Here is a 12,497-nt window from a genome sequence, read left to right on the forward strand (position 1 = left end):
TGTATCAATTGTTTTCATGTGCTCTTTGCATTCAGCCTGTTTATAAATCTTTTCAAAATGAAGTTTCACTATTCATGATACCCACTATTATGAATTTTATCTTTATGATACCCCCCACTCTCTACGGCATATTCTGCAAACATAACCTCATTCTTTGAAAAAACTCTTTTACTTTCATCTTTCGAATAGAACAAAAGCGCATCAATGATATCTTTGATCTGCCTTATACTTTTATACTGCAAAAGCTGAGACATGTTCGACAAATCTGATAAGAATATATTACATTTATCCAAATAGTATTGAATAAATTCTTCCCTGTCCTTATGAGAAGGTTCCCGCATATCTATACAAATACCTTGTAATATCCGTGATTGAAGCTGTTTACTACCTATATCCAGATTTTCAAACTCTCTGGATGTCATGCAGTGTAATGTAAGGATAACCGTCTTTTTATTCTTGTGATAATTATCTATTAAATTATTCAAAGCGTACATGGAAGTTTCTTTTCTTAAGATAAATTCAATATCATCAATGATTATACCATCTACAAATGGCGCATAGAATTTTTCCCATGTGTCACCAAGCTGTAAATAATCATCCAATGTTGACAGCTTCTGTCTATGACCATTCCTGATATAATCTATCCATATACCAACGAACATTTCTGAAGACACATACAGGAAATTTTTGGAAGCTACACGATAAACCATCATTTGGAAATCTAACATCATTGTAGTGAGACCATTTCCTGCAATGGAATTGAAAAAAACAGTCAACAAGTTTTCCTGCCGCTCTGATTGTAATCCATTCTGAAAGAAAGATGTCAAAGCAGAGAATGTTTCTCTATTATAGTCTGCCAGAAACAAAGATGGAACATCATTATAACCAGCATAGCGGTGCAGCCATTCATTCAGTTTTATCTGATTTATCTTCACAACAATACCTCTCTGATAACATAAAGTTGTACACTCTCATATTCCCAAGTAACTGTACAATGCAGCAATATCTGTGTCATAAACGGAGCATGCGTTTCCGGTACCATATCTCGAAAGCCGTTTCATGTGCATCCCGGACATTAATCTCTGGGTTCGATTCTTTCCACTCTCCATACATGAAATTGCTTACTTATTTGATATCTATGCTTCCTGATTTACATTCTAAGGATGCATTACCATCATGTTCCTTACACAATGTTCTGTCAATACATAACTTATCTGTAATATAATCATTAAATTGATGCAGGCAGGCAAGCAAATCTGCTGGAAGAATTTGATATACCTTTTTTTTAATCGAATAAGGTACACCATAATAAGCTTCTGCCATACTACCAGCAATACAAGCAAGAGTGTCTGAATCACCTCCCATTGATACAGCCAATCTTACGATTTCCTCGTAGTTATTTCCCTCTAAAAAGCATTCGATAGCCACAGGTACCGTACCTTGACATGAAACGTCAAATCTATACTCTTTTCGAATTACATCACAATTTCTATCCAATTTATAATATTTATCCTCTACTGTATCTCTGATCTCTGATTTATCATATTCATTCAATGCCATCCATATTATATGTGCAGTGCTGACAGCACCTTTGATTCCCTCCGGATGATTATGTGTTAATTCTGCTGACCGTGACAACCTTGCCACATCAAGTGTTCTACATAAATCGTTCTGAAAAAGCCATGCAACAGATCCAACTCTCATTGCAGAACCATTTCCCCAACTATTGTACGGACGTGGGTTTTCCTGATAAATCCAATGATGAAAAGAAGAACCGTATCCTGCATTTGGATACCTTCTTCCATATGAAATCATGCATTCTTTCATCTTTTCTGAAAGTGCCTCATCAGATGCATTTATACCAGCTTCAAGAATACCTTTCGCTATAGCTATTGTCATTACCGAGTCATCTGTGAATAAATTTCTCTCGATATTAAGCAATTCAAAATCTGTTGTCTTCATATTTTGCATAAATTCATATGGTTGACCTATTATATCACCGGCAATTGCTCCCAACATTTTTAAACACCTCCGTTTTTCCTAATCATATACTTCCTACTCTTAATTTGCTTTCCATGCCTCTTCCAACCATTCTGATAATAGCCTTATCATCACCCACTGATTCGTCGTCCCAAAATACGGCATTGATCTTCCCAAATCGCATTTCCAAATACCGATCATATATCTGAGCAATATCCATCATGAACATGAAATCGAATTCTTTGATGCAAATTTCACCAAACACTCCCATACCATCCATGTCGTTTCCAAACAAGCTTTCTATCTTATCTTTGATACAGTCGATTTCCAGTTCTTCATAAAGAAAAAAATCTTTACAAAAAAACTGACGTATATCCATTTCCTCTCTGTGAATCGAGATTGAAATAATTCCCTCTATAACTTTTGCTAAAAAACGACAGGAGTTTTCATATGCCTCCGCATATTCATGAAAGAAAGACCTGACAGTTCTGTTTGCAACAGTCGTATAGGGTACAATGTGTTCTTGTAAAAAACCAATCAACTTTACTGGCAATCCATCCATGCACTCGCTTCTTTTGCACGCTTCAAATAAACAACTGCATCTTCCTCTATTGGCTTGCTCACTTCCAGTGTCCATGGCAATTTATAAGCAGAAGTACGCAACACACCCATCAGGCGCTTCCAATCGATATTTCCTTCACCTGGCAAACGGTGTGCATCGCCACATCCAGGTTCATCGCCCCACCCTTTGTTATCGTGCATATGAATAGAAAACAGACGATCCTTGTATCGTTCTACAAGAACTTCAATAAAGGAATCGCCCCATACCAGATTTGCATGTCCTGTATCCAGACAGAAGCCTAAAAACTCTTTTGGATAACGTGCGAACAACAGATCAAACTGTTCCATCCATTCCCGAATCTGATACATCTCTGCTTTGGAATAGATATAATCCCCTGTCCAATCAAAACACCAATGGATATGCGAAAAACCAGCTTCTGCAATTTCACGAAGACAGACTTCCATATCTTCGATTTTTCTAAATTCACCTCTATAATCTGTCGCAATTGCCAAATCCATAAGTTTTTCTTCCTTTTTTCTAATTTGCCAATTTATGATTCCTATGACCTTTAATCAATTTTTAAAATTAAATTTAAAATACGTTTTGCACATACATCCATCTGAGATCGATTCAATAAACCTTTTTCCATTGCTTCAAGCAAACGATCCGGGAATCCACGTCCCATTTTCAAATCGTTTCCAGCTAATACTTCCAGGTAATGTTCTCCAAGATTCCACCAATCAGTAACAACCATTCCCTGGAATCCCCATTCTCCTCGAAGTATATCTTCTAACAGTTCCGGATTGCAGGATGGTCGATTTCCATTGACTTTATTGTAACAAGTCATAACGGTCCATGGATCTGCTTCTTTCACTGCAATTTCGAAACCTTTCAGATAAATTTCTCGTAATGCACGTTCTGATAAGCGGGAATCACTATAGGTACGGTTTGTTTCTTTATTATTACAACAAAAATGTTTCATAGAGCATGCAATATGCTGGGATTGAATACCGCGGATCATAGCAGCACCGATCTTTCCTGTTACCAGCGGATCTTCTGAATAATACTCAAAGTTTCGTCCACACAAGGGGCTTCTATGAATATTCATAGCAGGTGCCAACCATACTCCCATGTTATTTTCTTTAACTTCTAATGCTGCTGCCGCACCTACCTGTTCTGCCAATTTCTCATTCCATGTACATGCCAGTAAAGTTGCACATGGCCATGCCGTAGCACATACCTGACTCTGGATATGAGTACGGAATCCAGCCGGTCCATCTGCTGTCATAATATTCGGAATTCCATGTTCCGGGAAATTACCAATTCCATAGGTATCACCTACTCCTGTGTTTGGCTGTCCGCCAAGGAGTTCTGCCACTTCCCGATCCGTCAGCTGTGCCAGGAAAGTATCTAAGTCAACGCGTCCCTCTGCTACATCCAGAAGTCTCCATTGTCCTTTTACCTGACTTACTTTCAAAGACTCTACGCCTCTTACATGTGGTTCCCATCCCCAAACATCTGGTTTTGGAAGATCTCCCAGCGCATTTTCAATCACAGCCTGACCATCCACAGGTAACATCTCATAAGTACCATCGGCCAACAGACGTTCTTTCAATTGAGTAGGTGCACATTTGCTTTGCAGCTGTTCAACTACCCGATTTTCTGCCAATTCGTAGATGTATTCTATTTTCTCTGCATCACGAACAGATCCGCCAAGCCAGAATTGATACCTTCCTTTTTCTAAAACATAGGCAGATTTTGCAATTTTACCCAGATCGTCATAGGATGCCATATCTTTGATTGGAAGCGTCAGGCAAAGCATCTGGCTATCTCCGCACCCCAAAGTACGTGTTTTGGCGAAGGCTCCCAGTTCTTTTGCTGGTTTTCCCAAAACTCCCTGCGGTGCACCATAATACAGCTGCACAACTTCCTTGCCTTCGTAATTTCCCATATTCGTAACAAGAACAGTAACACGGATCGCTTCTTCTTTTTCCTGTACCTGAACTACTTTTCTTTCAAAGGTCGTATAAGACAAACCGTATCCAAATGGATAATTCACTTTCTCTGCCGCACCTGGAATCGTTTCAAAATAGCGATATCCTACATAAATATCTTCTTTGTATTCCACATAATCTTCCGATTCATTAAAGTTTGCTGAAGATGGGTAATCATCGAAACAACCGGCAAAAGTGTCTGTCAGCTTTCCGGATGGGTTCGCATCCCCACACAGAATATCCGCAGTTGCCAGTCCGCCTTCCATACCAGCCTGCCATGCCAACAATACGCCCTGAATTTTTTCATTTTCTCTAAACCAGGAAGTATCTACCATACCACCCACGTTCAGTACCACTGCTACATGGGCAAAATTGGCGGTAACCGTATCTACAAGGTTTTGTTCCTCTTTTGTCAGATAAAAATCGCCGTCTCCAGGAATTCCCTTTCTGTCATAGCTCTCTTCTGAAAATCTGCATATGGAGATCACTGCAGTATCTGTCCATGCTTTTGCAAGAGCAACGATCTCTTCCGAAACCTCCGGTTCCTGTGTTTTCCCTGGTTCACAACCATTTTCATATTGCTGATCTACATTTTTCTGATAAAAATCTGCCAGCTTGTCAAAAACCTGAACTTTGTGTTCCTGTTCTTTGATTCTCAATCCCTCTTGTAAATTGCGCACATAGGAAACGGTAACATCACCACTTCCACCGCCGCCTTTTACATAATCTACACTGCCTTTTCCAAACAGAGCCAATCTGGTTCCACCTGCAAATGGTAATACATTTTCTTCATTTTTTAAGAGGACCATTCCCTCTGTGGCAGCTTGTCTGGACAATTGTATATGTTTTTCACTTCCAGTCACTAATCTTCCGTCTGCTCCCAATGGCAAACATGGAGTAAATCTTGCACGCATCCATTTTTTTGAATATGTTTTCATCTTATATACCTCCTATTTCATCAAACGAATCACATATGCTGAATTTTTATCTCCCCTTTCAAAAAAGGGGCAGTTCTAAACAGAGGGTTGTCGTTTAATAGGTAATTCTAAATGATGAGGCATGTGACTCATTCGAGCCACATGCCTCCCTACTCCCGGCAAGCGGTGTGCATCTCCACATCCAGATTCATCGCCCATATCTGCTTTGGAATAGATATATTCCACTGTCCATTCAAAACACCAGTGGATATGCGAAAAACCTGCTTCTGCAATTTTTTTACTTTTCAATTCCATGACTATAACCTTATTTGTAAAGTATTTTTACTGGTTATCCATCCATGCACCCGCTTCTTTTGCACGCTTCAAATAGGCAGCAGTATCTTCCTCTGCTGGCTTTTTCACTTCCAATATCCATGGTAATTCATAAACAGAAGTACGTAGCACACCCATCAGGCGCTTCCAATCGATATTTCCTTCACCTGGCAAACGGTGTGCATCGCCACATCCAGGTTCATCGCCCCACCCTTTGTTATCGTGCATATGAATAGAAAACAGCCGATCCTTGTATCGTTCTGCCAGAACTTCAATAAAGGAATCGCCCCATACAAGATTAGCATGTCCTGTATCCAGACAGAAACCTAAAAACTCTTTTGGATAACGTGCGAACAGCAAATCAAACTGTTCCAGCTGTAATTCTCCCGGTGCCTCAAACAAGTTTTCAATACAGATACGTACATTTCGTTCTTTGCAAAATGGTTCTAATTCATCTAAAGATCGAAGTACCTGACGGTAAAATACCTCTTTGGACTCTGGTTTATTCTGGAAATCCAGAAATGGAAGATACATATGAAGTACAATCTCCGTTGCACCGATTATATGTGCCAGTTCCACACGATTCTCAATTAATTCTCTTCCTGCAATTCGATTCGACTCCATCTCCGATGTATAATCTTTTCGATAATGTCCTTTTTGCTTTGTATCACCGCAATTACTCCCATTGCTGGCATGAAGTGATTTTGCTTTTAAACCATACTTTTCCATCCATTCCCGAATCTGATACATCTCTGCTTTGGAGTAGATATAATCTCCTGTCCATTCAAAACACCAGTGAACATGCGAAAAACCCGCTTCCGCAATTTCGCGAAGACACATTTCTATATCTTCGATTCTTTTAGATCTACCCTCATAGTCTGTCCCAATCGCTAAATTCATAAGTTCACCCTCCTTTTTCTGATCTACCAATTTATGATTCATGTGGACTTCAATCCATTTTCAAAATTAAATTTAAAATACGTTTTGCACACACATCCATCTGAGATTGATTCAATAAACCTTTTTCCATTTCATGACTGTTCCGGAACCGACATCTCAGATATTTATATGTTCATTTCACTGACAATCCATCCATGCACCAGCATCTTTTGCACGCTTCAAATAGGCAGCAGCATCTTCCTTTGCTGGCTTACTCACTTCCAGTGTCCATGGCAATTCATAAGCAGAAGTGCGCAGCACACCCATCAGGCGCTTCCAATCGATATTTCCTTCACCTGGCAAACGATGTGCATCTCCACATCCAGGTTCATCGCCCCACCCTTTGTTATCGTGCATATGAATAGAAAACAGACGATCCTTGTATCGTTCTACCAGGACTTCAATAAAGGAATCGCCCCATACAAGATTAGCATGTCCTGTATCCAGACAGAAACCTAAAAACTCTTTTGGATAACGTGCGAACAACAAATCAAACTGTTCCAGCTGTAATTCTCCCGGTGCCTCAAACAAATTTTCTATACAAATACGTACTTTTCGTTCTTTGCAAAATGGTTCCAATTCATCTAAAGATCGAAGTACCTGACGGTAAAATACCTCTTTGGACTCTGGTTTATTCTGGAAATCCAGAAATGGAAGATACATATGAAGTACAATCTCCGTTGCACCGATTATATGTGCCAATTCCACACGATTCTCAATTAATTCTCTTCCTGCAATTCGATTCAACTCCATCTCCGATGTATAATCTTTTCGATAATGTCCTTTTTGCTTTGCATCACCGCAATTACTCCCATTGCTGGCATGAAGTGATTTTGCTTTTAAACCATACTTTTCCATCCATTCCCGAATCTGATACATCTCTGCTTTGGAATAGATATATTCCCCTATCCATTCAAAACACCAGTGGATATGCGAAAAACCAGCTTCTGCAATTTCATGAAGACAGGCTTCGATATCTTCAATTTTTCTAAATTCACCTCTATAGTCTGTCGCAATTGCTAATTCCATAAATTCATCTTCCTTTCTTATAAAAATCTTTTTTACGAATCAATAAACACAGAACAAATGCCACTACCGTAATTCCAATCCAACTCAGCATAGTTGCGTTCCATCCTACATGTTCTACCATCACACCAATCGTAAATGTTGAAATGGCACTTCCTATATATGCAACAGAATTAAGGAAACCTGATACAGAGGACACTCTTCCTTGTTTTTCAAAATGCAGAGGTAATAAATTGACAAACAAAGTATTTACAGCCATCATACACGCTGTCACTACCGCAAATAAAGTTACAGATAGAAGAACATGATATTTACCCAATCCCAACAGTAAAAGCAACGATACTACTGCACATCCAAAAAACCAACATGCCGATTTCACTTCCTGCTTTGGATATATCTTATCTACAAATCTTGCCATGTATGCACCAGTCAAATTTACGATTGGCAAAATCATCGTGACGATAACAGAAAATGACGCTGTTACCTCAAAATTTTCATAGATGTAAGTAGGAACCCATTGGGTCACACCATCCTTTAATATTCCATGGATCATAACTGGAAGTACAACCAGCAACAGCCCTGATCCTATTAAAACACTGAAGAAAGATACTTGTTTTTCATCAACTGTTGCTTTTACTATGTTTTTTTCTTCCTCATATACCACATGATCTTTTTGGAATTCTTCTATTTTCCCATATCCTTTGATCCATACAAAAGCAATCACAATCATAATGCATGATGCTAAGTAAAATGCTGCATGCCATGAGAAAAATTTCATAGCACAGGCAGAAAGAAAATAAGACATCAGAGTTCCTATTGCCATACTGGAGGCGATATCAATACTGTATTTTTTCTTCTTTTCATTGGTATATTTCTCCGCAAAAATACGAATAATTGGAGGCCAAATCATGGACTGCATATATCCATTAATCCCCCACAAAACAACCATTGCTCCAAATGCAGCAGTAATCCCCATCAATACATTTGCAATTCCCGATACAAACAATCCTGTAAAAATCATTTTCTGAGGCTTAATCTTATCTCCTAAAATCCCATTACAGAACTGTCCTGTACCATAAGCAAAAAAGTACACCATACTGATCGTACCTGCTTGCGAAAATGTCAGTATATTTTCTTCTACAATAGAAGACATCACCGAAGAATAATTTAATCTTCCTATATAAGAGGAAAAATATACCAACCAACAAAGAATAAATAATATCCTTCCTTTTTTCTGATCTACTAATTTATTATTCATATTAATTTTAACCTTTTACTGCTCCGCCAGTTAATCCACCCATAATCTGTTTCTGCATAAACATATACACGATTACAATCGGAACCATGGTTAAGAGAAGTGCTGCAAAATACTCCGGATAATTAGGCGCTCCAGTAGCACTGGCTTTAAAGTTATAAGCAAACAGCATTAACGTATAATCTTTTGGCGTTCTATTCAGCGTCAATACTGGTAACAGAAAGTCTCCCCAGAACCAAAGGCCATCCATAATAACAACTGTTGCTGTCATTGGTTTGATCAATGGAAAAACAATCATTCTGTATGTATCAAATGTACTAGCGCCATCAATATAAGCTGCTTCTTCCATGTCCGCAGGAATACCTTTGATATAAGCGGTATATAAAAATACAGCTTCACAAGTAGCAGATGCCTGATATACAATAATCAGTCCTGGAATATTAAGTAATGAAAAATCAGACATAACACGCACCAAAGGCATCATCTTTACCTGAAAAGGAACAAAAATTCCTAAAATCAGGAAAAAATACAAGAACATATAATATTTTTTCTTGTCCATATTTCTCGCTATTGCATAGGAAACCATTGGAGTCAAAAGTACAACGCCGAAACAACTAACTACAGTAACAATAACTGTATTGACAAAGGAATTTAAAAATCCAGGTTTTTTTAATACGTTTATATAATTTTCAATACAAATAGATTTTGGCAATGTTAGAAGACTCTGCAATGCTTCTCTCTGTGTTTTTACAGAAGTCAATACGGCAATCCCCATAGGGGCAAGAATCACTATCAATCCAAAAATCAAAAACACATAAATTAAAATATTCGTTTTTTTCTTCATACGTTTCCCCCTACATTAATAAACTTTCTTCTTATTAGTAACAATTAACTGAGCGAAAGAAATGGCGATGATAATCAACGCTAAAATCATAGCCTCTGCAATCGCATAAGAGAAATTTACTTCTCGGAAACCGTGATTATAGATCAACATAGATACACTTTCTGTTGCTCCGGCTGGACCACCCCCTGTAGTAGCCATAATCACATCCATAACACAAAGTCCTGCTTTTAATTGGAGGATCACTTCTACAGAAAACACAGGAAGCAAAAATGGAAATGTAATGTATCTAAATTTTGCCCATTTTCCAGCTCCATCCAACTCTGCACTTTCATATAATTCCATGGGAACGGATTGTAAACCAGCCAATAAAATAACAGTTGCCATAGCAACCGCTCCCCATACAGTAATGATCAAAATACCAAACATTGCCGTATCCTTGCTGCCTAAAATATTTCTGGACAACCAGTCAATTCCTAATTGTTTTCCCAGCTGCGGCATAATATTGACAAATATAGTTCTAAAAATCAACGATACAATCAAACCACTCACTACTGCCGGGAAAAAGTAAACTGCGCGGAAAAAACCATTTCCTTTTATTCTCATATTAAAGATCAATGCAAGCACTAAACTAATTCCTATTACTAAAATCACATACCAAACTGTATATTTCATAGTAAACAAGATTGATTTTTGGAAACGACTATTTGAAAAAACATCAATATAATTCTTAAATCCGATTACTTCGTAATCCTTGCTGATACCGTTCCAGTTTGTAAATCCATAATAAATTCCTAAAATAATCGGATAAATAAAAAACAAACTATATACTATAGTAGACGGTACAGTAAACAAAAACATAGTTATAGACTTAGACGTTATTTTCTTTTTCTTTTTAGTTTTTTCCATTATATACCTCCTGTTCAAAAATGGAAGAAAATAGCTTCCATAAGGAATTCCTCTGGAAGCTATTTGTAAGCAAAACCTTATTTATTGTAACAATCTACACTGATACGATCTGTTTCTGCAAGCAGTGCATCAATATTTCCATCATCTAATAACTGCTGCAAATAAATTTTCCATTCACTCCTCCAACCAGACGGCCAGAAGTTTACTAATGTTAAGAATGTGTTTTCTCCACGGCAAGCTTCATTGATATCTTTCAGAATACTTTTTGTATCATCTACGCCTTTTACACATGTTGCAGCACCTTCTACATCTGCAATTTTCTGTACATTTTCTGGTCTGGACATGTATTCAAGTAAAGCTTCACACTCTTCTGGATGTTCTGTAGTTGCTGAATAAGCCCATGCAACATCTACGTTAATCGGCACTCTCTGTTCATCAGATACAGGATTTGGAATTGGAATCATAGTAACATCCAAATCTGGATTTGTTGCTACGATACGGTTATTTTTCCATGTTCCGCCAATAGCCATTGGATAATTTCCCATTGCAAAATCAGTGAGGCCCTGTTCAGAATCAGCACCCATAATGTCAACTGGACCATATTCTGCTAACTGTAATATAGCTTCTGCAACCTGTTTTACTTCTGGTTTATCAGCATCTGTAAAAGAACCTTCTCCATTGCCTACTGCCTCACTGACATCACAGAAGTTAGGATTAATAATACCTATCAAACGTTCTGCAAACTGATCAAAACCATCTGATGTACAGAAGAATAATGGACTTTCGTATCCGTTAGTTTTGAATGTTTCCAGACATGAAATCAATTCATCCCATGTAGTTGGCAGCTCTAAACCTGCTTCTTCAAACAGAGTTTTGTTGCAATAAATCCCCATTGCATTATAAATCATAGGAACAGCATAACTTTTTCCATCTGCGTTACATTTAGAAAACTCAAGTGCTCTTTCTTCCACATTGTTCAGAAACTCTTTTCCTGTCAAATCAGCGTAAACACCATCTCGCATACATGCCTGATAAGTGTATTCTGCTGGATAGATAGACATGATATCAGGAATATCGTTTGAAGATACACGAGTAAAGAATACTGTTTCTGAATCATCAGGACATGTATATTCTACTTTTACATTTGGATGTTCTTTACAGAATTCATCGACTATTTCCAAATATACATCTTTCAGATATCCTTTCATCTCATACATTTCCAATACAACTGTTTCTTCTTTTGCGGCTTCTGCAACACTGGCAAAAGGAACAGCAACCATCGCAGCAGTAAGCACCGCACTAATAAGTCTTTTTTTCATGTCTTTTCCTCCTTCTTTTTGTGACTTTCAAGACTTCATCCTTGTATATTCTATTTTACTTAAAATATCTTTTAACTCAATCGCTAGAATTGTTTTTCGTTTACCACATCTTGCCATTTTCGTCATTTTTACTTCATTTTCATTTATTCTTTTAATTATCCTATACAAATCAACCACAATAACCTATTTTTATTTTCCCTCCTAAGTCATTTTTCCACAGTTTTATTCTATTCCAAATCCGTATTCCGCTATATCTCCATAAAAGCAGCACAAATAGTGTTCTGTCATAAGCATAGCATCGCCTTTTTCCACCCTGTGTGTTCTGTGAGTGTTAGAAATTGTATACTATAAATGAGCAAATATTGAAATTTGCACAAAATTACCCTACCATTTCGAAAACAGCTTCAAGTGACGCTCCATTT

General features: G+C 37.8%; 12 protein-coding genes. All 12 read right to left on the bottom strand.

All coding sequences use genetic code 11. From position 1 onward, the window contains the following. Nucleotides 1-68: 68 nt before the first annotated feature. On the bottom strand, nt 69-935 hold the full coding sequence (locus ACESZH_RS20695; protein ID WP_373218806.1) for a DnaA ATPase domain-containing protein: 867 nt from the start codon (nt 933-935) through the stop codon (nt 69-71). A gap of 190 nt (nt 936-1,125) precedes the next feature. After that, entirely contained in the window at nt 1,126-2,019 is an 894-nt protein-coding gene (locus ACESZH_RS20700; protein WP_373218807.1) for an ADP-ribosylglycohydrolase family protein, read from the bottom strand. Nucleotides 2,020-2,044: 25 nt separating this feature from the next. Further along, nucleotides 2,045-2,542 (bottom strand): hypothetical protein, encoded by a 498-nt coding sequence (locus ACESZH_RS20705; protein ID WP_373218808.1) that lies wholly within the window; start codon nt 2,540-2,542, stop codon nt 2,045-2,047. Beyond that, nucleotides 2,524-3,060 carry a sugar phosphate isomerase/epimerase family protein gene (locus ACESZH_RS20710; protein ID WP_373218809.1) on the bottom strand — a complete coding sequence of 179 codons (537 nt, stop codon included), beginning with the start codon at nt 3,058-3,060 and terminating at the stop codon, nt 2,524-2,526. Before ACESZH_RS20710 ends, ACESZH_RS20705 begins: the two co-directional genes overlap by 19 nt. 50 nt (nt 3,061-3,110) lie before the next feature. Beyond that, nucleotides 3,111-5,474, bottom strand: a complete 2,364-nt coding sequence (locus ACESZH_RS20715) for a glycoside hydrolase family 3 C-terminal domain-containing protein (protein ID WP_373218811.1) — start codon at nt 5,472-5,474, stop codon at nt 3,111-3,113. Nucleotides 5,475-5,549: 75 nt separating this feature from the next. Continuing rightward, the gene (locus tag ACESZH_RS20720) at nt 5,550-5,768 is read right to left on the bottom strand and encodes a hypothetical protein (protein ID WP_373218813.1); all 219 of its coding nucleotides are present in this window, start codon (nt 5,766-5,768) and stop codon (nt 5,550-5,552) included. 27 nt (nt 5,769-5,795) lie between these two features. Beyond that, the gene (locus tag ACESZH_RS20725) at nt 5,796-6,686 is read right to left on the bottom strand and encodes a sugar phosphate isomerase/epimerase family protein (RefSeq protein ID WP_373218815.1); all 891 of its coding nucleotides are present in this window, start codon (nt 6,684-6,686) and stop codon (nt 5,796-5,798) included. A gap of 177 nt (nt 6,687-6,863) precedes the next feature. Beyond that, nucleotides 6,864-7,754: a sugar phosphate isomerase/epimerase family protein gene (locus tag ACESZH_RS20730; RefSeq protein WP_373218816.1), complete on the bottom strand. Its 891-nt coding sequence runs from the start codon at nt 7,752-7,754 to the stop codon at nt 6,864-6,866. A gap of 4 nt (nt 7,755-7,758) precedes the next feature. Beyond that, nucleotides 7,759-9,009: an MFS transporter gene (locus ACESZH_RS20735; protein WP_373218817.1), complete on the bottom strand. Its 1,251-nt coding sequence runs from the start codon at nt 9,007-9,009 to the stop codon at nt 7,759-7,761. 7 nt (nt 9,010-9,016) lie between these two features. After that, nucleotides 9,017-9,850, bottom strand: a complete 834-nt coding sequence (locus tag ACESZH_RS20740; RefSeq protein WP_373218819.1) for a carbohydrate ABC transporter permease — start codon at nt 9,848-9,850, stop codon at nt 9,017-9,019. 15 nt (nt 9,851-9,865) lie between these two features. Beyond that, the gene (locus ACESZH_RS20745; protein ID WP_373218820.1) at nt 9,866-10,756 is read right to left on the bottom strand and encodes a carbohydrate ABC transporter permease; all 891 of its coding nucleotides are present in this window, start codon (nt 10,754-10,756) and stop codon (nt 9,866-9,868) included. 77 nt (nt 10,757-10,833) lie between these two features. Next, nucleotides 10,834-12,075 carry an ABC transporter substrate-binding protein gene (locus ACESZH_RS20750; RefSeq protein ID WP_373218821.1) on the bottom strand — a complete coding sequence of 414 codons (1,242 nt, stop codon included), beginning with the start codon at nt 12,073-12,075 and terminating at the stop codon, nt 10,834-10,836. Between the last annotated feature and the right edge of the window lie 422 nt (nt 12,076-12,497).

The organism is Ruminococcus sp. 5_1_39BFAA, from assembly GCF_964240875.1.
GTDB lineage: Bacteria > Bacillota > Clostridia > Lachnospirales > Lachnospiraceae > Blautia_A.

Bases quoted from the DNA above. Each gene is read 5' to 3' on its own strand.
- ACESZH_RS20745 (WP_373218820.1), bottom strand. From the start codon at position 10,756: ATGGAAAAAACTAAAAAGAAAAAGAAAATAACGTCTAAGTCTATAACT.
- ACESZH_RS20730 (WP_373218816.1), bottom strand. From the start codon at position 7,754: ATGGAATTAGCAATTGCGACAGACTATAGAGGTGAATTTAGAAAAATT.
- ACESZH_RS20705 (WP_373218808.1), bottom strand. From the start codon at position 2,542: ATGGATGGATTGCCAGTAAAGTTGATTGGTTTTTTACAAGAACACATT.
- ACESZH_RS20750 (WP_373218821.1), bottom strand. From the start codon at position 12,075: ATGAAAAAAAGACTTATTAGTGCGGTGCTTACTGCTGCGATGGTTGCT.
- ACESZH_RS20720 (WP_373218813.1), bottom strand. From the start codon at position 5,768: ATGGAATTGAAAAGTAAAAAAATTGCAGAAGCAGGTTTTTCGCATATC.
- ACESZH_RS20710 (WP_373218809.1), bottom strand. From the start codon at position 3,060: ATGGATTTGGCAATTGCGACAGATTATAGAGGTGAATTTAGAAAAATC.
- ACESZH_RS20735 (WP_373218817.1), bottom strand. From the start codon at position 9,009: ATGAATAATAAATTAGTAGATCAGAAAAAAGGAAGGATATTATTTATT.
- ACESZH_RS20740 (WP_373218819.1), bottom strand. From the start codon at position 9,850: ATGAAGAAAAAAACGAATATTTTAATTTATGTGTTTTTGATTTTTGGA.
- ACESZH_RS20715 (WP_373218811.1), bottom strand. From the start codon at position 5,474: ATGAAAACATATTCAAAAAAATGGATGCGTGCAAGATTTACTCCATGT.
- ACESZH_RS20725 (WP_373218815.1), bottom strand. From the start codon at position 6,686: ATGAATTTAGCGATTGGGACAGACTATGAGGGTAGATCTAAAAGAATC.
- ACESZH_RS20700 (WP_373218807.1), bottom strand. From the start codon at position 2,019: ATGTTGGGAGCAATTGCCGGTGATATAATAGGTCAACCATATGAATTT.